This is a genomic window from Psychrosphaera saromensis (genome assembly GCF_002954545.1).
GTDB lineage: Bacteria > Pseudomonadota > Gammaproteobacteria > Enterobacterales > Alteromonadaceae > Psychrosphaera > Psychrosphaera saromensis.
In genome coordinates this window covers 15,635-40,696 of record NZ_MSCH01000003.1, presented here as the reverse complement: position 1 = coordinate 40,696, position 25,062 = coordinate 15,635, and the positions used below count along the sequence as shown (strand labels likewise).

The 25,062-nt window shown below is 38.0% G+C and carries 23 protein-coding genes; 12 read left to right on the top strand and 11 right to left on the bottom strand.

Annotation, left to right across the window (positions count from 1 at the left end; translation table 11 throughout):
* Positions 1-31: 31 nt before the first annotated feature.
* Positions 32-2,287: an ABC transporter permease subunit gene (locus BTO11_RS00205; protein ID WP_229793410.1), complete on the bottom strand. Its 2,256-nt coding sequence runs from the start codon at positions 2,285-2,287 to the stop codon at positions 32-34.
* Between the two features lie 232 nt (positions 2,288-2,519).
* Between BTO11_RS00205 and BTO11_RS00200 the strand changes: the two genes are divergently transcribed.
* Entirely contained in the window at positions 2,520-3,026 is a 507-nt protein-coding gene (locus BTO11_RS00200; RefSeq protein WP_105050685.1) for a glycine cleavage system transcriptional repressor, read from the top strand.
* A gap of 84 nt (positions 3,027-3,110) precedes the next feature.
* Here BTO11_RS00200 and BTO11_RS00195 read toward each other — a convergent pair whose 3' ends face one another.
* The 7 genes from BTO11_RS00195 to BTO11_RS00165 all read right to left on the bottom strand — a co-directional run bounded on the left by BTO11_RS00195 (position 3,111) and on the right by BTO11_RS00165 (position 10,224).
* On the bottom strand, positions 3,111-4,079 hold the full coding sequence (locus BTO11_RS00195) for a PstS family phosphate ABC transporter substrate-binding protein (protein ID WP_105050684.1): 969 nt from the start codon (positions 4,077-4,079) through the stop codon (positions 3,111-3,113).
* 245 nt (positions 4,080-4,324) lie between these two features.
* The gene (locus BTO11_RS00190) at positions 4,325-5,272 is read right to left on the bottom strand and encodes a Ppx/GppA family phosphatase (protein ID WP_181135801.1); all 948 of its coding nucleotides are present in this window, start codon (positions 5,270-5,272) and stop codon (positions 4,325-4,327) included.
* 258 nt (positions 5,273-5,530) lie between these two features.
* Complete coding sequence (phoR, locus tag BTO11_RS00185) at positions 5,531-6,832, bottom strand: phosphate regulon sensor histidine kinase PhoR (RefSeq protein WP_105050682.1); 1,302 nt, start codon at positions 6,830-6,832, stop codon at positions 5,531-5,533.
* Between the two features lie 11 nt (positions 6,833-6,843).
* Positions 6,844-7,527 carry a phosphate regulon transcriptional regulator PhoB gene (gene phoB, locus BTO11_RS00180; RefSeq protein WP_105050681.1) on the bottom strand — a complete coding sequence of 228 codons (684 nt, stop codon included), beginning with the start codon at positions 7,525-7,527 and terminating at the stop codon, positions 6,844-6,846.
* 226 nt (positions 7,528-7,753) lie between these two features.
* Positions 7,754-8,659 (bottom strand): porin, encoded by a 906-nt coding sequence (locus tag BTO11_RS00175; protein ID WP_105050680.1) that lies wholly within the window; start codon positions 8,657-8,659, stop codon positions 7,754-7,756.
* A gap of 171 nt (positions 8,660-8,830) precedes the next feature.
* Positions 8,831-9,661, bottom strand: coding sequence for a metallophosphoesterase family protein (locus BTO11_RS00170; RefSeq protein ID WP_105050679.1), 831 nt, complete (start codon positions 9,659-9,661; stop codon positions 8,831-8,833).
* Positions 9,661-10,224, bottom strand: coding sequence for a hypothetical protein (locus tag BTO11_RS00165; RefSeq protein ID WP_105050678.1), 564 nt, complete (start codon positions 10,222-10,224; stop codon positions 9,661-9,663). Before BTO11_RS00165 ends, BTO11_RS00170 begins: the two co-directional genes overlap by 1 nt.
* A 118-nt stretch (positions 10,225-10,342) precedes the next feature.
* Here BTO11_RS00165 and BTO11_RS00160 point away from each other — a divergent pair, with 118 nt between their 5' ends.
* A complete protein-coding gene (locus tag BTO11_RS00160) occupies positions 10,343-11,263 on the top strand; it encodes a Dyp-type peroxidase (RefSeq protein WP_105050677.1) in 921 nt (306 codons plus the stop codon).
* 92 nt (positions 11,264-11,355) lie between these two features.
* Here BTO11_RS00160 and argR read toward each other — a convergent pair whose 3' ends face one another.
* Positions 11,356-11,820: a transcriptional regulator ArgR gene (gene argR / locus BTO11_RS00155; RefSeq protein WP_105050676.1), complete on the bottom strand. Its 465-nt coding sequence runs from the start codon at positions 11,818-11,820 to the stop codon at positions 11,356-11,358.
* 146 nt (positions 11,821-11,966) lie between these two features.
* Here argR and mdh point away from each other — a divergent pair, with 146 nt between their 5' ends.
* Positions 11,967-12,911: a malate dehydrogenase gene (gene mdh, locus BTO11_RS00150; RefSeq protein ID WP_105050675.1), complete on the top strand. Its 945-nt coding sequence runs from the start codon at positions 11,967-11,969 to the stop codon at positions 12,909-12,911.
* A gap of 424 nt (positions 12,912-13,335) precedes the next feature.
* Here mdh and ispB read toward each other — a convergent pair whose 3' ends face one another.
* Positions 13,336-14,307: an octaprenyl diphosphate synthase gene (gene ispB, locus BTO11_RS00145; protein WP_105050674.1), complete on the bottom strand. Its 972-nt coding sequence runs from the start codon at positions 14,305-14,307 to the stop codon at positions 13,336-13,338.
* A 298-nt stretch (positions 14,308-14,605) separates the two neighbouring features.
* Between ispB and rplU the strand changes: the two genes are divergently transcribed.
* The 5 genes from rplU to BTO11_RS00120 all read left to right on the top strand — a co-directional run bounded on the left by rplU (position 14,606) and on the right by BTO11_RS00120 (position 17,531).
* Entirely contained in the window at positions 14,606-14,917 is a 312-nt protein-coding gene (gene rplU, locus BTO11_RS00140) for a 50S ribosomal protein L21 (RefSeq protein WP_105050673.1), read from the top strand.
* Positions 14,918-14,936: 19 nt separating this feature from the next.
* Entirely contained in the window at positions 14,937-15,194 is a 258-nt protein-coding gene (gene rpmA, locus BTO11_RS00135; protein WP_105050672.1) for a 50S ribosomal protein L27, read from the top strand.
* A gap of 224 nt (positions 15,195-15,418) precedes the next feature.
* A complete protein-coding gene (gene cgtA, locus BTO11_RS00130; protein WP_105050671.1) occupies positions 15,419-16,567 on the top strand; it encodes an Obg family GTPase CgtA in 1,149 nt (382 codons plus the stop codon).
* Between the two features lie 19 nt (positions 16,568-16,586).
* Positions 16,587-17,078 (top strand): type 3 dihydrofolate reductase, encoded by a 492-nt coding sequence (gene folA, locus BTO11_RS00125; protein ID WP_105050670.1) that lies wholly within the window; start codon positions 16,587-16,589, stop codon positions 17,076-17,078.
* Positions 17,079-17,159: 81 nt separating this feature from the next.
* Entirely contained in the window at positions 17,160-17,531 is a 372-nt protein-coding gene (locus BTO11_RS00120) for a DUF3718 domain-containing protein (protein WP_105050669.1), read from the top strand.
* A 125-nt stretch (positions 17,532-17,656) separates the two neighbouring features.
* Here the strand turns inward: BTO11_RS00120 and BTO11_RS00115 are convergent, their stop codons facing one another.
* Positions 17,657-20,143, bottom strand: coding sequence for a GGDEF domain-containing response regulator (locus tag BTO11_RS00115; RefSeq protein ID WP_105050668.1), 2,487 nt, complete (start codon positions 20,141-20,143; stop codon positions 17,657-17,659).
* A gap of 173 nt (positions 20,144-20,316) precedes the next feature.
* Between BTO11_RS00115 and queA the strand changes: the two genes are divergently transcribed.
* The 4 genes from queA (at position 20,317) to secD (ending at position 25,045) form a co-directional block, all read left to right on the top strand.
* Positions 20,317-21,375: a tRNA preQ1(34) S-adenosylmethionine ribosyltransferase-isomerase QueA gene (queA, locus tag BTO11_RS00110; RefSeq protein ID WP_105050667.1), complete on the top strand. Its 1,059-nt coding sequence runs from the start codon at positions 20,317-20,319 to the stop codon at positions 21,373-21,375.
* A gap of 167 nt (positions 21,376-21,542) precedes the next feature.
* Positions 21,543-22,676, top strand: coding sequence for a tRNA guanosine(34) transglycosylase Tgt (gene tgt, locus BTO11_RS00105; RefSeq protein WP_105050666.1), 1,134 nt, complete (start codon positions 21,543-21,545; stop codon positions 22,674-22,676).
* A gap of 102 nt (positions 22,677-22,778) precedes the next feature.
* Positions 22,779-23,114: a preprotein translocase subunit YajC gene (gene yajC, locus BTO11_RS00100; protein WP_105050665.1), complete on the top strand. Its 336-nt coding sequence runs from the start codon at positions 22,779-22,781 to the stop codon at positions 23,112-23,114.
* 71 nt (positions 23,115-23,185) lie between these two features.
* Entirely contained in the window at positions 23,186-25,045 is a 1,860-nt protein-coding gene (secD, locus tag BTO11_RS00095; protein WP_105050664.1) for a protein translocase subunit SecD, read from the top strand.
* Positions 25,046-25,062: the final 17 nt, after the last annotated feature.

Here is a 25,062-nt window from a genome sequence, read left to right as displayed (position 1 = left end):
TGTTATACTCCTGATATCTTCAAGTTACGGGTTAAAGTGAACTGTACTTTTCGCGTAAACGTTGGCGCACAAATTCGGCGATGGTGTTTACCACAAAAGTAAATATAAATAGTACAAAGGCGGCTAAGAATAAGATGCGGTAATGTGAACTACCCACTTCAGACTCAGGCATTTCTACCGCTATGTTGGCTGATAAGGTACGCATACCTTCAAAGATGCTCCAATCCATAATTGGTGTATTACCGGTTGCCATAAGCACAATCATAGTTTCACCAACTGCGCGGCCTAAGCCCATCATGACGGCTGAAAATATACCTGGACTGGCGGTTAGTAATACCACTTTAACTAAGGTTTGCCATTGGGTTGCACCAAGGGCTAATGAACCGTTTGAAAGTGTTTTAGGTACGCTGAATACCGCGTCTTCTGCAATAGAGAAGATGGTTGGAATAACAGCAAAGCCCATAGCGATACCAACAATTAATGAGTTACGTTGGTCAAAAGTAATTCCCAGCTCGTTAGTAATGTATAAACGTGTATTACCATCAAATAACCATTCCTCAACAAGTGGACTCAGACCAAATGATACATAAGAAACAATAACAACCACTGGTAACAATACGATTGAATCCCAGCCTTGTGGAACCGCATTTTTGATTTTTTGCGGTAAATTGTGCCAAGCAAACGCGGTTAATAAAATTGAAATAGGCAATAGTATTAACAACAATACGACCCCGGGCAGATGTTCCTCAATCACAGGGGCTAACCACAATCCCGCAAGGAAGCCTAGAATTACAGTAGGTAAGGCTTCCATAATTTCTACGGTAGGTTTAACAAATTTACGAACATTTGGAGCCATAAAGTAAGCTGTGTAGATAGCAGCCGATAAACCAATAGGAACGGCAAATAACATAGCGTACATAGCCGCTTTTAAGGTGCCAAACGAAATTGGTACTAAGCTGAATTTTGATTCAAAGTCATCACTGGCTGAAGATGACTGCCAAACGTAGTCGGCTTCAGGATAACCTTCATACCAAACTTCTTGCCATAATCCAGACCACGTTACTTCAGGGTGTTCATTTTCAACTTTTGAAATGTTTAACGTATCGTTGGCAATTGAAATAACAGCATTTGAGCGAGGTGAAAACGCCAACGAATCAATTTTTCCGTCAGCTAGTTTACCTTGCCATAATTCTGCTTCTGAGGTGGTGTGGAAAAGGTTGATATGACCTGATTCCGTTGTGGCAAGGAAAGTACGACGATAAAACTCTGGGTAAATAGCTTGAACCGCAGACCCCTTAGCTTCACCTGATAATTCAAATTGACGAACCTTAACAAAGTCACGGCCTTGGTCGCTGTTGGTTTCAAACCACTGTTCAAGCACACCGTTACTAAAGCCTACGATAACTGAGTTTGCGCCAGCTAATAAGTTTGCCGCCGTCACTTTAATATTTGAATTTAACTTAGCAATTAAGTTGACGTTATAAAGCAGCGATACATCACTTGAGTCACGGGTATTAAATACATATAACTGATTAGTGGTAATGATAAATGCACGAGACAAATCAGGAGATACAAGTGTATGTAGAATGTTGCCATTCACTTGAGTTAATTCAGTTGAGCTTGAGGTCCACTCAATTTCTTCGGTAAACATGTCTTCTTCACCTTCCAATTTGGTGAAGAATACTTTTGAATCAGAATGCTGATGAATTAAACCAATAGACTCTTCGTCAGTGGCAAATGAGAAGCTGTTAATGGTAAATAAGCTTTCAGTGTCTAACGGTATAGCGCTTTCGCCAAAAGGGTAGCTCATATAAGGCATAAGCTGTCTTTTGTCATTTGGGAATGTAACTCTAAAGTCTGGCTTTGTGATCAATAATTCGGATTGATCATTGATGTAGCCGTACAGCCCTTTTTGAGGTGCACTTGCATCAAATGCGGTTATTTCACTGGTTTCTGGGATATTTTCAGACAAGATTAATTGTCCGGCTTTGTCACCCGTTAACGCGTAAAAATCAATTAAGCCTTTTTCTGTCAGAGCAAACGCGATTTCATTTTGCTCTTCTACCGCGACACTTGCATAAGTTTGTGTCAGCTTTTCTATATTAGTGATCGGTTCAATCTCGGCTGCATTAAAAACCGGTTTTACGATATAAAGAAGGTAAAAGAATATTAGTAACAAAGCGCATAAAACCATTATGCCACCTGCGGTTACACCATACTTGGCTACTTTGTCTTTGAGTAACCTAGTCGACTCTGTTTTTAAAGCATTGTCTGAAGTTCTAGACATCTAAAAATCCAACTTAGTTTTGATTGACGCTAGTATATGGCGCTAATGTTACAGTTATGTGACATAAGTCATCTACCAATGTAATAATTTGATAATGTAAAATAAAAATTTGATTAAAAATCAATCCTCAAGTAGCGTATTGGGTTTTTATGCATTCGCTTTCTGGATTATTTATACTTTACCGTTAATACTCTGGAGACGTTTAAAAAAGGCAGTAGGGGCTAAAAGTTTAATGAAACGACTTATTTTGACAGTGATTGGTAAGGACAGATTGGGATTGGTAGAAATGCTTTCCAACGCTTTAGTTGATCATAATGCAAACTGGTTAGTGAGTAACTTATCTCACTTAAGCGGTTACTTTGCTGGCGTAGTAGAAATCGAAGTTGCTGCTGAGAATATCCAAGCATTAACATTAGCTCTTTCCAATATTGATGAATTGAAAATTGAAATCCATGATGCAGCTGGAGAAGAGTTACCTGCTGGCCAAGAAATTGAATTTGTTATTACGGGCAACGATCGCAAAGGTATCGTCCAAGAACTTGCAAGTATAATTACCCACAAAGGTGGCAGTATTATTCAGTTTGTTAGTAGTCGTCAAACTGCACCCAATTGGGGAGGTGGTTTATTTCATGCGATAGCAAAAGTGTATTTGCCTACAGGTATGAATGCTGATGTTATTGCCGATGCTTTAGAAGACTTAGCGTCAGATATTATTGTTGATTTAGAAGAAGCGTGCTGAAGTTTATAATGTAAATTTAAAGTATAAAAAAACCGAGCTATGCTCGGTTTTTTTATGAGTGGCTTATACCTACAAACGTGGGTATTAGTTTAAGCCAAGTACTTTAAGCTGTTTGGCTACAACTTTTGCAGGTAATGGAATGTATCCATCTTTTTCTACAATTTGCTGACCTTGTTGTGAAAGTACCATTTTAACAAACTCAGTTTCCATTGGAGAAAGCGGTTTGTTTGGGTGTTTGTTTACATAAACATAAAGGAAACGAGATAACGGGTATTTACCAGACACTGCATTTTCCATGTTAGCTTCAACGTAGTTAGTGCCTTTTTTCGCTAATGCGATAGCTCTAACACCAGACGTTTTGTAACCGATACCAGAGTAACCGATACCATTTAATGATGAAGATACTGACTGTACAACAGACGCTGAACCAGGTTGTTCGTTTACGTTGTTTTTGAAGTCACCTTTACATAATGCTTTCTTTTTAAAGTAACCGTATGTACCAGAAACTGAATTACGTCCGTACAATTGAATGTCTTTCGCAGCCCATTGACCTGTTAAACCAGTGTCGCCCCAACGAGAGATATCTTGGTCGCTACCACACTTACGTGTAGCAGAAAAAATAGCGTCTACTTCTGAGATTTTTAATCCTTTAATTGGATTGTCTTTATGTACAAATACGGCAAGCGCGTCAATAGCAACTGGAATTGCAGTTGGCTTATATCCAAAGCGTTTTTCAAAAGACTCAATTTCTTTTGACTTCATTTTACGGCTCATAGGACCAAAGTTAGACGTCCCTTCCGTTAATGCCGGAGGAGCAGTAGAAGAACCAGCTGCTTGAATTTGTATATTTACATTTGGGTATAGACGTTTAAATTCTTCAGCCCAAAATGTCATCATGTTAGCAAGAGTATCAGAACCAACCGTTGAAAGGTTACCTGAGATACCGCTTGTTTTTTCGTAGTCGGCAATTTCTTTATCAACAGCCATAGTTGATGTAGATACTAACGTAGTTAAGGTAAAACCTAATACGCTGAACAATGTTTTTAATTTCATATTTTACTCCTGCCAAGTTTATATATTTGGCAATGGGTTAAAGGTTTCGTTATAAAAATAGTTGTTTCTTAAAAAGCTGCGTTCATCATATTCGGGTTATATGTCAAAAATATTACAAAGTGAATTTAACTGAACAATTATTAAATATTAGTAAATACATAAGTGTCTTTGTTTGTAACAATGACTTTGAAAAGGCTAGAAAAAGCGGTAAGTAGAAGGCAGGGTTTAAACGTTATTAATATTAATTAATCTTGTTGATCCATGAGTTCAAAGGCAACACCTTGGCCGAGATCAGCTTGTGAAAACGCCATTTGGTCAATCTTTAAGGTACGGAACATAGCTATTAATATTGCTAAGCCCGCAGGGAAAACACATTTTCTATCTTCATTAATGACACCCAACTTAAGCAAGTTAGCGGATTTAAATGTGATGATTTGTGACATTAATGTTTCTAAATTGTGAAGGTTGACTTGGTTGCCAATTTTCATCATTTGCATAACAGAGAAAATACTCTCAATTGAACCTGATGTACCAAAGCAAACATCCCAACCATGTGTTATATATTCAGATGAAATAGGTTCTATTTCTTTACAGGCAGCCTCAATTGCTTGGTTAAATGCATGTTCAGTAAGCTCACCATGACTAAAAAATTGGTTGGTGAAACTGACACAGCCAATATTAATACTATTGAGTAACTTAGCTTGTATGCTTTGTCCGATAACGAACTCTGAAGAACCACCACCAATATCAATAACCAATTGAACATCACTAGCTTGCTCTCGACTAACCACACCTTTATAAATTAAGCGTGCTTCTTCTTTACCTGAGATAACTTCGATAGGGTAAGGAAACACTTTTCCAGCCTGGCTAATAAAATCTTCTGTATTTTTAGCGCTACGTAATGCCTGGGTTGCAATAATTCTGACATGGTCAATTGGGTAACTATCTACCACAGTGTTGATCTTTTTGAGCGCCTCTAAGCCATTTGAAATGGCTTGATGGCTGAGTAATCCAGTATTAATTAAGTCTTCAGCCAGTCCAACCTTGTACTTAGCTTTATGTAATATACTTAATTCATTTGGATTTAGGCTAACTATGATGAGGTGAAAACTATTTGAACCTATGTCTAAAACTGCAACGTTATTTTGTGTTGAAGATGTTAGTTGGTCGTTTTTGTTAGGCTTAATATTCAAATCGCTCTCCAGATATAAAATCAGTGACAAAGTGAGTAACTGACCGTCACCTAGCAATATTTCATTAGGGGCTATTTATATTGCACAATATGAAAGGTAAACGTTCCTTAACATAACGGCAATTTATATTTTTGTCTATTAATGGACTGGTTTTAACGACTGTTTAGTCGTTTTTTAATCATATCTAGCCACTTAAGCTCAATTGTTAGCTGGGTTGTATTGTTTTTCCTGGAGCTATAGTGGACATTTGGTTATTAATTACTCTTTAACAATAAACTGAGCGGGGATAGTGAAAGAGAAGGTACTACCAACATTCACCTGACTTGAGATCTCTAAGTCTGAATTATGATTTGCTAAGATATGCTTAACAATTGATAAGCCAAGACCAGACCCTCCAGAGTCACGCGTTCTTGCCTGATTCACACGATAAAATCGTTCTGTTAAACGGGATAAATGCTCGGCTGGTATACCATCGCCAGTATCACGACAGACAAATCTAGCTCCACCATTATCTAACGCTTTCCAACTAATATTGATGCTCTTGCCCGCAGGTGTGTACCTTGCTGCGTTAAAGATTAAATTAGAAAATGCGCTGCGTATTTGCTCTTCGCTGCTGCTGATAAATAAATTCGGCTCTATATCCAAATTTATTATGTGCTTGTTGTCAGAAAGTGTTTTTGCTTCCTCTGCAATCATTTGCAGTAAACGCGCTACATTGACTTTACTTTGAGCCAACACAAATTGTTTGTTTTCTAATTTTGTTAGGGTTAATAATTGATTCACTAACCCATCCATTCTAATAGTTTGCTCATTCATCATGGCATGCGCTTTTTTCCAAATAGCGGCTTCTGGCACGTCAGATTCAGTTAATAGCTCTAAGTAACCACGCATAACGGTTAGTGGTGTTCTTAATTCGTGAGATACGTTAGCAATAAAGTCTTTACGCATTTGTTCAATTTGTTTTATTTGAGTGATGTCTCGGGCTATCAAGGTCCATTTGTCTTTTTCAAATGGCGCGATTCGACACTCTAATATAGTGAGTTCATTTACCGGGGAGGGGAATTCAAATGGTTTTTCGTAATTTTCTAATTCTAAGTACTCAATAAACTCTGGCTGGCGTAAGAAGTTATCGATACGGTTTCCCATATCTTCTGGCCATTTAAATCCTAGCATTTTTTGCGCTAAAGAATTACACCAAACTAAGGTTCTGTCATTGTTGAATACTAAAGCTGCGTCTGGCAGAGATTCAGCACCTAAACGAAAACGCCTAACTAATACCGTTAGCTCATTGCGTTTTTTTCTATGTTTACGTTGCTGCTGATAGATGCCGTCAAAAACATCGGCCCAAATACCTTTAGATGCAGGTGGGTATGCGCCTCGTTTTTTCCATAACCAGTCAATAAGTAGAGACAGTTGGTGATAATGCCAAACGATTAGACAAACAAGTCCAATACAAAGGCTCTCAATAGGGGCGTTAAAAAACATCCCTATTAAGAAAAAAGGCAGTAAGAATATCACCACCTTTATAAACAAATTTTTACTGCTTGGTAATTGACGCATTTGTTAATTCTTTATGTCATTTTAGAGAAACGATACCCTGAGCCTCGTACCGTCTGGATCATGGTATTAACTTCGCCAATGGCTTTTCTTAATCGTCTTATCTGGACATCAACCGTACGGTCTTCAACGTAAACGTTGGTTCCCCATACATGGTCTAGTAGCTGTTCTCGGCTATAAACACGGTCTGGGTGAGTCATGAAAAAATGAAGTAATCTGAATTCAGTAGGACCAAGGTCTACCAATTTGTTGTGCACAGTAACACGGTGAGATACGGGATCAAGGATTATACCGTCGGCTTCAACTGCTTCTTCAATGGCTGTAGGCGCTACTCTACGTAATACAGCTTTAATTCTCGCCATCAATTCTTTTGGTGAAAATGGTTTCGTCATGTAGTCGTCTGCACCAACTTCTAAACCTTTTATTTTGTCTTCTTCTTCGCCTTTGGCGGTTAACATAATAATTGGGATATGTTTGGTTAAGTCACCTTGTTTTAACGACTTGGCAATTTGAATGCCGCTAATATCCGGCAACATCCAGTCAAGTAATATTAATACAGGTACAGGCTCTACTAAGTGACGCTGAGCTTCTTCAAAGCTACCCGCTTCAAGAGCTTGGTAACCATTTTGTTCTAGTATAAAAACGAGCATTTCCCTAATAGGTGCTTCGTCTTCGATAATCAAAATTTTATTCATCATTGTTAATCTTTTTCAATAGGTTATACAAAATTCAATTGGAATGATGTTGAAATTATTCAGTGAGCTCAGTATGTCTAATAATTATGACACTTTTATGACACTAGAGTTAGTTTATAACTTATATTTAATAAAACTTGAATGTTTCTTGAATCCAGGACATAAAAAAACCGCACAAGGCGGTTTTATTTTTAACTTACATAACAGGTAGTAAGGGATTTATATTTGGTTAAAACTTATGTTCTAAGCCTAAAGCAAGATAAGACGCGTCGTCACCAACATCAGGAGTAAAGGTGGTATAGAAGGCAAATACTTTGGTACTTTTACCCAGTTTACGGTCCGCTCCAACTGAAATGCCAGCGTCATCTTCTAATGTTTGGTATTGGCCTTTTAAGTTATATAAACCGATTTTGTAGTCAGCACTTAACATTACACCTGATTTATCAACACCCGTTTCAACCGATTCTTGAGTTTGAAACATTAAGCCTAATTTAACATCAGACAGTTTAGTCCCTAAAGTGATACGAGTAGAGTCATAGCCACCCACTTCACTGTCTACCGCTACGGCAGCATAGTACTTGCTTTTTTTCAGTGCGCCATCACCGTAGGTTGCAGAGAATGATGTTGATGCATCTTCGTTTTCTTCGTCAAGGATGTAAGTTAAACCAAATTGGAAATCATTAAACTTCGGTGTTTTATAGGTGACAGAGTCATTAGCGCGATTTTCACCTTTCCAGCCAAGGTTTTTTATATCGGCTTCATAATCAGAGAAAAGGTCAAACTTACCTTGTGACTGTTTTAAGACAGTATCATTACGACCTAATAACACTTCACCAAAGTTACCTTTTAAACCAATATATTGGTTACGTGATTTAAGGTTTTCTTCTTTAGACTCATCAGTGACATCAACTTGAAATTCATATTTGTAAATTAATGATAAGCCGTCTTCTAACTGAGTTATTCCTTTTAGGCCAAAGCGTGAAGAGTTGCTTTTAAGCTCTGAAACTGCGCCGTCACCGCTGTCTGAGCTTTGCAGAGATACATTTAGTTTGCCGTATACGTCGGTGTTAGCTAAAGCTGGAGTAATTGAAGCAGAGATAACAGCTGTTGCTAGTATTGTTTTAAGCATTTTCATTTGAGGAGCCTTTATAAGGAACTAGTTAATAATAGATGTACGTAATAAAACGTTAGTCTTATTTAAGTTGATACTATTAAAAAACACAAATGTTACAGGAATATGACAAGTGTCATATTCTTGTAATAAAAAATACCAAAAACTGTAATTATTGAAATGTTTACCTATCGATTATCTATTAGTTGGTAATACGGTGGTGCATTCAGGTTCACATTGTTCTATGGATATAGCGTCAGGTGTAATATTCGCAATACCATATTTAACGTCTAACGTGTTTGCAGTTATAAAGTGGGGTAATTGAACTTCAGTTTTTTGCCAGTAATCAAATTTATGATTGTGAGCATGAAACATATGATCAAATCCAAATGATTTTAAATCATCAGTAAGCGTAGGCTCACTGTCCCAAGGCTCTATATGAGACATGCCTATTGTATGATTACGAACCTCACCAATAGCGATACTGGCTTCATCTTCTAGCCATTCTTTGTCAGGTACATCTTCAAATTCATATTTATTATCGTTATACGCAACGAATTTGGTATTTTTATAGGTAAACGAGTAATCATAGGGACCTATAGTTTCTAGCCAAATGACTGGTCCATACGCAAGTCCATCGTGATTGCCAATTACAGCCAAGATTGGCTTGGTAGAATGGCTAGCTGCTTTACAAGTCCACTCATACTCTTTTTCTACGCCAGTTTCCGCTAAATCGCCGAGTAACACGATGAAATCAATCTTATCAATGTTATTGATCTTTTTAACCGTAAGTTCTAAATCACCAGGGTACTGCTGAGGATCGCCAATAACAGCAACGCTGAATGAGTCTTGATCTGGGCTTGCTTGTTCTATTTCACTTAACCAGGCCAAGTTTTTTTCTAAATTTAAGGTAGCGCAACCTACATCGGTTTCCCATGGGGAAATATCAAACTTACACGATGCAACTAGCATTGTAATAATGGCAACAAATATAACTCTATTGACCGATTGCATAAATAACTTCATTATAATTTCACCCTAAAACCAACGCCGTAACTCACTATCCCTTCAAGACCAAGGAACCTATAATTATCACGGTAAAACTCAAAATTTCTTGCGTAATTAACCAAACCTACTTCTAATACACTCCAATCCCAGTAAACTTCAACATTGTCTTTAATAAGAAAGTTGGTCTGCATACTAAATATTAAACGCCTAGCTGTTGGTTGGTAATAGTTGGCAGGGATTTCATCCGGTAATTTTTTATAGATATCATTATCTTCACCACGTAAGAGAGTGACCGAAAAACTATAAGGTCGCCACTGTATTTTATGGTCCATTATATCTAGTTGATACGTTTTACTTAGAGTATATCTATACTTTAAACTGATTAATGTCATATCATCATGATCCGACAACTCAGGTACATAACCAAGACCAATAGAGTAGGTGTGTTTATCGTAAAAGGTCACACTATAAAAAGCATGGCCTAAACCGACTAATCCAGCAGATTGAAATTCAAACTCTTCAGTCGCTGTTTTTGCTGAGGCTGAAAATAAAAGTACTATAAATAAAAGAAGTATTCGCATTGATAATGTAAAGTATTCGTAATGGGTGTGGACAGTATAGACCGCTCGGTCGGTATCGTATAGTTTTGATCACAGTTTATTAATTATAATAACTTCATAAATGTAATAAGGGGCTAGCATGGCAAGAGAACAATGGGGTATTTGCTCTGAGGCAAATTTACATGGGCTTCATTTGTTTTTTAATGCGCATGACGGTTATGAACCAGTAATACGAGAAGCATTAACTCAGTTACCTAAAATATTTGAAGAGCTTAATGAGCAATTTTCTGAAGCTATGTTCAGTGGCGTTATTGCGATAGGGGCAACGTTTTGGGATGAACTTTATCCAGATAAAAAACCTGAGGGGTTAAAGCCTTTTACAGCCATTAACCATGATGATAGATATATGCCTGCAGAATCGATAGATTTATTTGTGCAGTTAAGATCGGATAGACAAGATGTGAATTATATAGCATGTCAGCGTTTGGTGAGTTTGTTCGGTGAAATGATAGAGTTAATTGAGCAAGTGCCTTGTTTTCGTTATTTAGATGGCCGAGATTTAACCGGATTTGTCGACGGTACTGAAAACCCAAAAGGGCGCAGTCGTAGAGAAGTTGCACTGGTTAAAGAAGGGGCATTTGCCGCAGGTAGCTATTTACATGTTCAGCGTTATCGCCATAATTTGGCTCGTTGGGATCAAGTTCCGACGGAAGATCAAGAGTTGATCATTGGCCGTACCAAAATAGATGACATTGAAATGTCGAAAGAAGAAATGCCAGAAACTGCCCATGTAAAACGAGCCAATGTAAAAGATGAAGACGGTAATGGTTTGGAATTAATGCGTCAAAGCATGCCTTACGGTAACGCATCAATTCAAGGCTTATTGTTTATATCGTATTGTGCACAACCTACTTATTTTGAACGTATATTAAATAGTATGGTATTTGGTACTGATGAAGGTAATTACGATCATATGTTGGATTATACAACGGCAGAGACTGGCTCCGCGTTTTTTGCTCCGTCTATCGATTTCCTTAAAAACCAAGGAAATATAGACTAACTGCAATTTGTATATGGATTGTGGTTGTTGATGTAAGTGGCACGTTAATACCAATTGTATTGGTACAATTGGTATTAAAGATTTAAGACTATTTAGACAGTTTCAAATAATTGTCTAATATTTTGAATCGTATGTTCAATATCGCTTACTTTTAATGGCGCTATAAAAATAGTGTCATCGCCAGCAATTGTACCCAAAACCCCTTCAGCTTTACCAACTGAGTCTAATAATCGCGCGATAAGTTGCGCAGCTCCTGGGCTAGTGCGAATTATAACCATAGATTCATTGTGTTCTATATCGAGTACTAACTGTCTTAATGGGCTTTTAGCCGTAGGCATACCCAACTCCGCAGGTAAGCAGTACACCATTTCTAATTTGGCATTTCTGGTTCTAACCGCACCAAATTTTGACAGTAATCGAGAGACTTTAGATTGACTTACATTATCAAAGCCTAAGCCTTTTAATGCGTCTACAATATCCCCTTGAGAGCCGAATCGTTCTTCTTTTAATAGTGCTTTAAATGACTTTATTAATTCTTCTTGTTTCACTTGGCTCATGTATCCCCCTTCAAACAGGAGCGCAGTTTAAAGTATTTCACTAAAATATACTAATTTAGACTAAATGCTAATTGAGTTTTTACTCAGATTTAAGTATGGTCTGTGCGTATAAATGTACTCTACACAAAATGACTTCGGAGAAGAATATGAAAGTTGCAGTATTAGGCGCCGCAGGCGGTATCGGTCAAGCTCTATCTTTATTATTAAAAACGCAATTACCAGCAGGTACAGATTTAGCGTTATATGACGTTGCACCAGTTGTTCCAGGTGTTGCTGTTGATTTAAGCCACATACCAACAGCGGTAAAAGTTGAAGGTTTTGGTGCTGATGATTTACCTAAAGCACTAAAAGGTGCTGACGTAGTATTAATTCCAGCTGGTGTTCCACGTAAACCAGGAATGGATCGTTCAGATTTATTCAACATCAATGCGGGTATCGTTAAAAACTTAGTAGATGCTATTGCTGATCATGCTCCAGAAGCTTGTATTGCTATCATTACTAACCCTGTTAATACAACTGTAGCAATTGCTGCAGAAGCATTAAAAGCGAAAGGTGTATATAACCCAGCTAAATTGTTTGGTGTTACAACACTTGATGTTATCCGTGCTGAAACGTTTGTTGCTGAATTAAAAGGCTTAGACGTAGAAGAAATCGTTGTTCCAGTTATTGGTGGACACAGTGGTACTACAATTCTTCCATTACTTTCTCAAGTTGAAGGCGCTGACTTCACTCAAGAAGAAATTGAAAAATTAACTAATCGTATCCAAAATGCTGGTACTGAAGTTGTTGAAGCAAAAGCTGGTGGCGGTTCTGCTACATTATCAATGGGACTTGCAGCTGCACGTTTCTGCTTAAGCTTAGTTGACGCATTAAATGGCGAAGACGACGTTTATGAATATACATATGTTGAAGGCGACGGCGAAGATGCACGTTTCTTTGCTCAACCTGTATTAATTGGTAAAGACGGCGTAAAAGAAATTTTACATTACGGCGATATCAGTGAATATGAAACAAAATGTAAAACTGAAATGCTTGATGGCTTAAAAGCTGACATCAAACTAGGTGAAGATTTTGTTAATAGCCCTGCTTAAGGGATAGAAAGCTGCGAGTGACGAGTTACTAGCTCGCAGGGCTTCGAGTAAAGCAAAAGCTTAGATACAAAAAAAGGTGCATATTGAATGCACCTTTTTTATTGCTTGGAAAAAAGCTGACATCAAACTAGGTGAAGATTTTGTTAATAGCCCTGCTTAAGGGATAGAAAGCTGCGAGTGACGAGTTACTAGCTCGCAGGGCTTCGAGTAAAGCAAAAGCTTAGATACAAAAAAGGTGCATATTGAATGCACCTTTTTTATTGGAAATGATTAAAAGTGTTTTCGAAAATCTTAGTGTGGAATACCATAAAATAATAATTACTGACTAATAAACTAGTTGCGCATAAATTTTCTTAAAGGCTTACTTTCTCGACACTCGACACTCGACACTCGACACTCGACACTCGACACTCGACACTCGCGCCTAAGCCGTTCTATTTACCGAAATATTAGCTAAGCCAATTAACGCTTGTTTGTAACTAGACTCTGGAATGATATCTAACATTTTAATTGCTTTGTCAGCTTCATCTTCTGCTTTTTGTTTTGTGTATTCCAGCGCCCCGGTTTGTTTCATCGTGGCTAAAATATCAGTTAGATGTTCCATGCCATTACCGTGCTCAATAGCATCGCTGATTTGTTGTTTTTGTTTTCCTTCACTATTCCACATAGCATACAGAAGTGGCAGTGTTGGTTTACCTTCAGCTAAATCGTCACCCACGTTTTTACCCATATCTTCAGCTTCTGAAGCGTAATCCATAACATCATCAATTAACTGGAAGGCCGTTCCTAAATGCATGCCATATAAACGCATCGCATCTTCTACTTCAGGAGTACTTTCGGCAATGATAGCCGCAAGCTGTGTAGTGGCTTCAAACAGGCGCGCTGTTTTTCCGTAGATAACATCAAAATAGCTTTTTTCAGTGGTGTCAGGGTCGTTACAGTTCATTAACTGCAGTACTTCGCCCTCAGATATAACATTGGTTGCATCAGCCAGAATATTCATGATGCGCATAGAGTCTAATGTCACCATCATTTGAAATGAACGTGTATATAAGAAGTCACCAACTAATACGCTGGCTTGATTTCCAAATACAGCGTTGGCTGTTTGTTTACCGCGGCGCAGTGTTGATTCGTCAACCACATCATCATGTAATAATGTAGCGGTATGAATAAATTCAATAATAGCCGCTAGGGTATGTTGATTTTCACCTTGGTAGTTTAGAGCTTTGGCCGCTAATACCGTTAACATAGGACGAATTCTTTTACCGCCACTATTAACTATATACATACCAAGTTGATTGATTAACGCAACATCAGAGTTTAACTGCTTGCCAATACATTGATTAACTAACTGCATGTCTTGTTCTGCTAACTCTGAAATTTGTATGATGTTCATTATTATCGACTAACTTTTGCTGGAGTCTGAAATTGAACGTATCTTACCTTAATATATTTAATTTCTAAATAACTTAACCCAGTTTCTTGTTACTATAATGCGCTCGGTCTAATGGAAAAATAGATTTCCCTTAAATATTTCGCAATTTTGGGCTAAATATCGATGAATATGCCAATTATTACCGATTTATTTAAAATTAAGTCAATTTATGCTTGCGTCTATATTTCATCTCCATTAGAATTCGCGCCCTGTTTTAAAGAATTAATTTGTGCGAGAAACGCACAGGAGACGGAGTAATATGTACGCGGTATTCCAAAGTGGTGGTAAACAACACCGTGTTGCTGAAGGCCAAACTATTCGTCTTGAGAAACTTGATGTAGAAACTGGTTCTATCATTGAGTTTGATCAGGTGTTATTAGTAGCTAATGGCGACGACGTTAAGGTTGGCGCTCCATTAGTAGCTGGCGGAAAAGTTTCAGCTGAAGTTGTTTCTCACGGTCGTGGTGAGAAAGTGAAAATTGTTAAATTTAAGCGTCGTAAGCATTCACGTAAACAAGCTGGCCATCGTCAGTGGTTTACAGAAGTGAAAGTTACCGGCATTAACGCTTAATTAATAGAGGAACTATAAAATGGCACATAAAAAGGCTGGTGGTAGTACTCGTAACGGTCGTGATTCAGAAAGCAAACGTTTAGGTGTTAAACGTTTTGGTGGCGAATCAGTTTTATCTGGCAGCATCATCGTTCGTCAACGTGGAACTAAGTTCCATGCTGGTTCAAACGTTGGCATGGGCCGCGATCATACATTGTTTGCTACTGTAGAAGGTAAAGTTAAGTTCGACGTTAAAGGTCCTCTTAACCGTAAATACGTAAGTATTGTTGCTGAATAATTTCAGTTAACCTTTGCAAAATTTGAAACCCCGCTGCTTGCGGGGTTTTTTGTTTTTGCGCTTGTAACATAAGTATTAATAATTGAATGCAAATGTCCAAAATATTTGGCAGATGTTTGGTTCAGTCATATAGTTGTAGTTATTCAACTTGGTATTCTCGTTAGCGTTGTTGAGTAATAACTTGAATAATTACAATTCTTCTTAAAATAAGAGTTATTCGTGATATGAAATTTGTAGATGAAGTAGAAGTTAAAGTAGAAGCCGGTGATGGTGGCAACGGTGCCATATCATTTCGTCGCGAAAAATATGTTCCAATGGGTGGCCCTGACGGTGGTGATGGCGGCGATGGCGGTGATGTATTTCTTGAAGCAGACGAAGGCCTAAATACTTTAGTTGATTATCGCTTTGAACGATTCCATAAAGCGCAACGTGGTCAAAACGGCATGGGCCGTAAATGTACTGGCCAACGTGGTGAAGATTGTATTATGCCAGTTCCTATTGGAACTCGAGCAAGAGACTTAGATACCAATGAAGTTATTGGTGATTTGACTAAACATGGTCAACGCTTATTAGTCGCTAAAGGTGGATTCCACGGTTTAGGTAATACCCGTTTTAAGAGTAGTGTAAACCGAGCGCCTAGACAAAAGACCAACGGTTCTGACGGTGAACTTAGAGAGCTACAATTAGAGTTATTATTATTGGCTGATATTGGCATGTTAGGTCTTCCTAACGCAGGTAAGTCTACCTTTATCAGAAACGTATCTGCAGCTAAACCTAAAGTTGCGGATTATCCGTTTACTACTTTAGTACCAAATCTTGGTGTAGTAAGAGCGGGTAATTCGTTTGTTATTGCCGATATACCAGGATTGATTGAAGGTGCATCTGAAGGTGCAGGTTTAGGAATTCGTTTTTTACGTCACTTAGAGCGTTGTCGTGTATTACTGCATTTAGTTGATATTTTGCCGATGGATCAGTCTGATCCAGTTGAAAACGCTAAAATCATCGTAAATGAACTAAAAAAATACAGTGAGAAATTAGCAGAAAAACCTCGTTGGTTAGTATTCAATAAAATTGACTTAATGTCTGATGAAGAAGCTGATGTATTATGTAAGAAAATTGCGGCTGAGCTAGAATGGGAAGGTCCTATTTATCAAATTTCAGCGGTTAATGGTATTAATACTAAAGCTTTATGTAATGATATCTCAGACGCATTAGACCTAATGCCAAGAGAGATAGTTACCGATGCTGACGATAAGCTTATGTTCCAATGGGATACGCCTCAACCAGAAGCATTAGATGATGAGCAAGACGATGATGTTTGGGATGATGAAGATGAAGATGATCATCCAAATGTTGTCTATACCAACGAATAGCGTTTAAAAGAATAAGTATATGACGAAAATCTCTTTAATAGCAGCAATGGCGAAAGATCGGGTTATTGGCAAAGACAATGACATGCCTTGGCACCTTCCTGCTGACTTGCAACATTTTAAAAAGGTTACGTTAGGTAAACCTGTAATAATGGGGCGCCGTACTTTCGAATCTATCGGTCGACCTTTACCTGGGCGTAAAAATATTGTTATTTCGCGCAATCAACAATGGTCTCACGATGGTGTTGAAGTCGTTTCATCACCTGAGTTAGCTCTAGAGCTAGTATCAGATGTTGAAGAGGTTATGATCATTGGTGGTGGTAATATTTATCAGCAGTTTCTACCTCAAGCAGATACCTTATATTTGACCTTTATTGATTTACAGGTGGATGGAGATACTCGTTTCCCTGATTGGCTTGAAGTGGCTGATTGGCAACAAGTTTCACATGAATCCTATCAAGCTGATGAAAAAAATTCTCTTGCATATGAGTTTGTTACGCTAAATAAAAAATAATTAGGGAACTTTTGCATTAAAGTTTAATAACCTATATTTTTATGTTAGTTTCAATTTGAAGCAACTAATAAGGGGTATTTTATGAAGTTTTTTGCAAGTATTTTAGCCAGTTTTTTGGTGGTAATGACGCTTAGTTATTCACCAGCAGTTAAATCTGCGGATGTTGGCGCTTTATTAGCGGGCATTTGTGATAATGTTGCAGCTGATAATAAAGGTCGATTCCGTAAAAAATTAAAAGAAGCCGGAGTTAAACTTCGCGATATTTACGATGGTATTTCTTGTGGTGGTCAAAATTTGGTTCGTCATGCGATTAAAACAGGCTCAGCAAAAACGGGTGCATATATCGTAAAACGAATGCCTGCATCACATTTTGCTGGTTCTGGTGATGCAGAATGGGCTACAGGTAACGGGTTTGCAGATTCACCAATCGTGACAGCAATTGCAGAGCGTTAGGCGTTATTCAAATTAACGACAAATATAAAAAAAACCGCATGTAAGCGGTTTTTTTATGGCTGAGATTTAATACATATATTTCATAATTGAGACTGTTCGGCATATTTATCTAGAGGGAATAGATCTTAAGGTGTGAATTTGAAGTCTTTAATTTGGTCAACTCTTAATGGTCTACTAATATAATAACCCTGAGCAAACTCAGCCCCTGACTTGCGTAATTCATCAAATGTAATTTTATCTTCAACAAATTCAGCAATACAAACTTTACCAAGCGTATTTGCGACATTGATGATGGCTGATACTAAAGATCTATCTACAGAGCTCGTTGCCATGTCTTTGACAAAACTACCGTCAATTTTTACGGACTCGGCAGGTAGTTCTCTTAAATAGGCAAAGGTACTAAATCCAGTGCCAAAGTCGTCAATTGAAAATTGGCAACCAAGCTGTTGTAGCTGTTGGATCATTCGTCTGGTCGCACTCACATTGGTTAAACTAGCAGATTCTGTTAATTCAAAAATAATCTTCGCGCCATCCACATTGTGAGCTTTTAATTCTTTTTGGATCAAAGGCAATAAACCTTCATCAGAAAATGCCTGGGCCGATAAATTTATCGCAATCTTATGTAACTCAGGATGCTGGCTGACTAGTTTTATTGCTTGGTGAACCACTTGGTGATCTAATAAATTAATATCTTCAGTGTGTTCTAAAGCGGGTATAAAGTCATTTGGGTATATTAACTCGCCATTAAAGTTTAGCCGAACTAGCGCTTCATAATAAGCAACCTCGTCAGTTCTTAAATCCCAAATAGGCTGGAAGTGTAAAACAATATTGTCGTTGAGTACGGCTTCTTGTAAGCGATGCGCCCACTGCATATTGTCATGTTGTTGTTTGCTGTCAGTATCGGTTTCTGAATAGCAATGGGTACGATTACGACCTTTGTTTTTAGCCACGTATAATGCAATGTCAGCTCTTCGTAGATACTCTGCAGCTGAGGCATTACCATCGATTTCAGCAGCGCCAATACTGGCACTGACTTTATAGCTGTTATTGCCAAATTGGAAATGAGCTTCTGCAATTTGATGACAAATACTTTTACCTATCGTCATTGCTTGTTGTAATTCAGTTTCCGCTAATAAAATCACAAACTCATCACCACCAACTCGACATAAAATATCGGATTGGCGTATACGTTTCTCTAACAATAGTGCGACTTCTTTTAGAACTAAGTCGCCCATTTGATGGCCTTCGGTATCATTAATGATCTTAAAGTGATCTAGGTCGATATATAAAAGGCAATGAGTTGTTTTGCCACGTGATGCCAGCATAGTTAAACGGTTTAATTCATTATCAAAAAAGTAGCGATTGTTAAGCCCAGTTAACGTGTCGTGTAAGGCTAAGTGTTGTAATTTTTCTTCAGCTATTTTTCTATCATCAATATTGTCAATAGTGGCAGCAAGGCCATGGGCTTGTTTATTTTTAATTAGTTGATGGAATTTAATTTCTACCCAAACACTGTGCCCTTGGGCATTTAACACTCTCACTTCTTCAGTAGAAGAGGGGGTGACTTGCATTAATAAATTGTTTAATTGATTTGAAAATTTAGTAACGCCTAATTCATCGGTGTCGATGAAATCCATAATATTACGGCCAATAGATTGAGAGATACTAAAGCCAGTTAAAGTTTTCCAGGCATTGTTTAAAAAGCGTATATGACCAGTCTCATCCAATTCCATAACCACGGAACTTAAATTCCCCAGTAATTGAGTATGCTCATTGGATAGTGCCTTAAACTTTTTCTCACTTTTTTCTAATTGATTAACTTTGCGAGTAAATTGTTTATTACTGATCATAAAGTCATTACGACGAGCCGCGCGTTCGCAAATGTTGATGACTCTTGAGGCATTAAACGGAATGTAGATAAAGTCACTCGCGCCATTTAATACAAAGTGTTCGGCACAAGCATAGTTATTTTTAGGTGCGAGGATCACAACAGGTAAACTTGGCATTTCAAAACGTATCGTTTGCATTAATGGCATCGCAGATTCGTGCTCTAACTCACTATCAATAATGACAAAATCAAATTCTTTTTGTCTAATTAACGCTAGCCCGTCTTTAGCGGAATAAACCGATTCAATGTAAAACTTGTCTTGTAATAAGGTTTCAAAATCAGCTGTGTTAGCAGATTGTGAAATGATAGTTAAGCCATTAAGTCGGTCTCTTAGTGGTAAAGAGGTAGAAAAAGCATCCGCTAAAATTTCATTTACCCGTGCTGAATCAGACTTAGCTAATACCGAATTGATACCAAAAGACTTAGCGGTAGCTTCTGCAATACGTTCACTATGGGTGTCAGCTAATAATACGATAGGGGTTTTTTTGTCACATTTATATATATCTGAACGGATTAAACTTGATAAGCACCAAGCATCTACGTCGCCAATATTAATGTCGGAAATGATGAACTGATAAGGGTTTTGTCTTAACTTATCGATTGCGTCCTTACTATCAAATGCTACGTCAACATCAAACAGTTGAAGTTTATTAATGTAATTCTTCAACTTTGTCCTAGTTCCTGCATCAGCAGAAATTAACAACAAGGGTAGTTGACTATTCATATTGAGTGAGACCGCTTATTAAAGTAAGAGTTGGTTAAAACGTGTTCTACTTTATAAAGAATATGAGGAATAAACAAGACTCTAAATCTTAAACGCTGATACAATATCGATTTATATTCATCAATTTTCTATGCCAGTTCGATTATGGCAACTTATCCTTGTAGAGGTTTGTAGTGCAGGTAGCTGATTTTCATTTTGATTTACCAGAAAAATTAATAGCCAAAGCGCCCAAAAAACAGCGTAGTAGCAGTAAACTAATGGCGTTAAATGGCCAAACTGGTGATATACAAGATTGCCAATTTGAACAAATAATCGAATTGGTCAACGAAGGGGACTTATTAATATTTAATAATACTCGCGTAATTCCAGCTCGCTTGTTCGGCCAAAAGGAAAGTGGCGGTAAAGTTGAAATATTAGTAGAGCGTTTAGTGGATGAACATACGGTTCTTGCACATGTGCGTGCTAACAAGGCCCCTAAACCGGGTAATATTCTGATTTTAGAAGGTGCGGTAAAAGCCGAGATGATAAAACGTCATGACGATTTATTTGAATTGAAATTTTTATCGGATGAAACTGCATTAACGGCATTAGAAAAATATGGTCACATGCCATTACCTCCATATATCGACCGTCCCGATACAGAAGATGATAGAGAACGATATCAAACGGTTTATAACGAAAAGCCAGGTGCGGTTGCAGCACCAACTGCAGGTTTGCATTTTACTGAAGAGCTTATTGAAAAGTTAAAGCAAAAAGGCGTTAACACTGAATTTGTTACTTTGCACGTAGGGGCGGGGACATTCCAGTCTATTCGTGTTGAAGATGTAAAAGAGCATGTCATGCACTCTGAATACGCAGAAGTACCATTGCATGTGGTTGAAGCGATTCAAAGAACCAAAGCCAACGGCAAACGAGTTATAGCAGTAGGTACAACATCAGTACGTTCAATTGAGTCGGCCGCATGGAAGTGTGACATGCCAAGTAAGCAATTTGATAAATTAACTACGTTCACTGGTGAAACCGATATTTTCATTTACCCAGGTTATGAATTTAAAGTGGTTGATGCCATGGTAACGAATTTCCATTTACCAGAGTCAACCTTAATTATGTTGGTGTCGGCTTTTGCTGGTAAAGAAAATATCCTTAAAGGTTATAACCAAGCAATTGCTAACGAATATCGTTTTTTCAGTTATGGCGATGCAATGTTTTTAACCAATCAAGCGGTTGATTAGCGCTTTAGTTGGGGCGTTTATGCCTGTAATTATACGCTTAGTTAGATCCTAGCTAATTTGATCTAAAGGGTTACTCTTTAAGCCCTCTGGTATATAATAGCCGCCATTTTATTACCTATCGCTGAATGTTAGTTACTCTCGTTCAGCCCTTAGTTTTGAGACTTATAATGAAGTTCGAATTATTAAATACCGACGGCAAAGCCCGTCGAGGTAGAATTACCTTTGACCGAGGTGTCATTGAAACACCTGCATTTATGCCTGTTGGTACTTACGGCACAGTGAAAGGCATGACTCCGGATGAAGTAAAAGAAACCGGTGCTCACATTTGTTTGGGTAATACCTTCCACTTAATGTTACGTCCAGGTACAGAAATCATTCGTAAACACGGTGATTTACATGACTTCATGGGTTGGGATAAACCGATTCTTACCGACTCAGGTGGTTTCCAAGTATTCAGCTTAGGAGATTTAAGAAAAATCTCTGAAGCGGGTGTTGAATTCCGTTCACCAATTAATGGTGAAAAGATCATGTTAACACCAGAACGTTCAATTGAAGTTCAGCGTGAACTTGGCTCAGACATCGTTATGATTTTTGACGAATGTACGCCATATCCTGCCACATTTGAAGAAGCTAAAACCTCAATGGAGTTATCTCTTCGTTGGGCTGAACGTTGTAAGAAAGAACATGGCGACAGTGAATCTGCTTTATTTGGTATTGTTCAAGGTGGCATGTACCCAGATTTAAGAGAGTCATCTCTTGAAGGCTTGGAAGGCATCGGCTTTGACGGTTATGCAATTGGTGGTTTGTCAGTTGGTGAGCCAAAAGAAGACATGATGAATATTCTGGATACCACAGCGTATAAATTACCTGAAAATAAACCTCGTTATTTAATGGGTGTTGGTAAGCCAGAAGATTTAGTTGAGTCAGTTCGTCGTGGTATCGATATGTTCGACTGTGTTATGCCAACGCGTAATGCTCGTAACGGTCATTTGTTTGTTACCAATGGCGTAGTTAAAATCCGTAATGCTCGTCATAAAGACGACCCATCCACGTTAGATGCTGAATGTGATTGTTATACATGTAAAAACTATTCTCGTGCTTATTTGCATCATTTAGACAAGTGTAACGAAATCTTAGGTGCTCGACTTAACACAATACATAACTTACGTTTTTACCAACGAGTTATGGAAGGTTTAAGAGGGGCAATAGAAACCAATACATTAGAAGAATTTGTTGCTGACTTTTATGCAAAACGTGAGTTGCCAGTACCAAGTCTATCTGACGAAGGTTTAGCAAAATAATATAAAAAATAATTATTATGAGGGAAATCAGTTGTTTCTATACCTGTTTGCCCTTATATAGAATTCCATATAAAAATTAAAATAAAATACTAAGGAAACATAATGAGCTTATTTATTTCAAACGCATACGCAGAAGGCGGCGCAGGCCCAGCTAGTGCAGGTCCAGACATGTTGATCATGTTAGCAATTTTCGGTCTTATCTTTTACTTCATGATTTACCGTCCACAAGCTAAGCGTGTTAAAGAACAAAAGAACTTAATTTCAGCACTAGCTAAAGGCGATGAAGTGCTTACCGCTGGTGGCATTCTAGGTAAATTAACAAAAGTACCTGACGACAAAGATTTTGTTAAACTTGAGTTAGCTGACGGTGTAGAGATTTCGATTCAAAAAGCCTCAGTAAGCTCTGTACTTCCAAAAGGCACCATCAAGTCAATATAAGTGTCTAAGAAGGCCAGCCAATGGGCTGGCCTTTTTGTTTTTTAATTACATAAATTCAAAAGGGTTAACACGTGTTAAACAAGTATCCACTTTGGAAATACATAATGGTAGTGATGGTATTGGCTATAGGCGCCTTATACTCAGCTCCAAATTTATATGGTGAAGATCCCGCTATTCAAGTTTCAGGACTTCGTGGTGCGGAAATTAACTCGTTAGTACTAGATAGCGTAGTAGCTAAGTTAGATAAAGCCCAAATCGGTTTTAAAAAATCTGAATTAACGACTGACCGTATTCTAATTCGTTTAAACAATTCAGATGATCAGCTTAAAGCAAAAGAAGCGATCGGTGATAGTTTAGGTGACAGCTATGTTGTGGCATTAAACTTAGCGCCAGCGACACCAGCTTGGTTAGACGCAATTGGTGCTACTCCGTTAAAACTAGGTCTAGATTTACGCGGTGGTGTGCATTTCTTGATGGAAGTGGACATGGGAGAAGCGCTTAATAAGTCGTTTACTCAAATGGAACAAGACTTCAAAGCTGACCTACGCGGAGAAAAAATTCGTTACCGTACAATTAAACGTGACCTAGCTAAAGAAGCGGTTCGTATTGAATTACGTAGCGAAGAAGACATTGAGATAGCTCAAGACTTCTTAGAAAAGCGTTATCAAGGTTATACCGTTTTTGAAGACAACAATACAAACGAATTTGATCTGTTAGTTAAAATGACAGCAGATAAAATAAAAGAAATTCGTAACTATGCGGTTGAGCAAAACATCACAATTATTCGTAACCGTGTAAATGAATTAGGTGTTGCTGAACCATTAGTTCAACGTCAAGGTCAAGACCGTATTGTAGTGCAACTTCCTGGTGTACAAGATACAGCTCGCGCTAAAGAAATTTTAGGCGCAACAGCAACGTTAGACTTTAGACTTGTTGATAAAAATGGTGACTTAAGTGCCGCGTTAAATGGTCGTGTTCCTCCACGTTCTAAATTGTACAAAGACTCAAAAGTCGGTCCAGTTTTATTAGAAAAGAAAGTGGCGTTAACGGGCGATCATATTATTGATGCAACGAGTTCTTTTGATGAATACGGTATGCCACAAGTTAATATTTCTTTAGATTCTAAAGGCGGCAGTAAGATGTCAGCGTTTACTAAAGATAATGTTGGCAATCAAATGGCGGTTGTTTTTATTGAATACAAAAAAACAGATAAACAAGACGCTAACGGCAAATTCAAACTTAAGAAGATTGAAGAAGTTATTAGTGTTGCTACGATTCAAGGCCGTTTAGGTCGTGACTTCCGTATCACAGGTTCTGGTTCACAAGCTGAAGCGCATAACCTTGCATTGTTATTACGTGCTGGTGCGTTAATTGCGCCAATTCAAATTGTTGAAGAGCGTACTGTTGGTCCAAGCTTAGGCCAAGAAAACATAGATGCAGGTATGAACGCAGTATTACTAGGTTTTGGCCTAGTACTTATCTTCATGCTCGTTTACTACAAGAAATTTGGCCTAGTTGCTAACGTTGCACTTGCTGCAAACTTAGTGATGATTATTGGTGTTATGTCGATGATCCCAGGTGCTACATTAACCTTACCTGGTATTGCCGGTATCGTATTAACGGTAGGTATGGCTGTTGACGCCAATGTACTGATATTTGAACGTATTAGAGAAGAGCTGAAAGATAATCGTAGTCCGCAACAAGCAATACATCACGGTTACGAAAGTGCATTCTCAACCATTGCCGATGCTAACATTACTACCTTTATTGCAGCGGTTATCTTATTTGCAGTAGGTACAGGTCCAATTAAAGGATTTGCTATCACGCTTGCGATTGGTATTGCTACGTCAATGTTTACAGCGATTGTGGGTACACGTGCAATTGTTAATGCCACCTGGGGTGGTAAACGTATTGACAATCTTTCAATTTAAAACGACGGAATAATTAC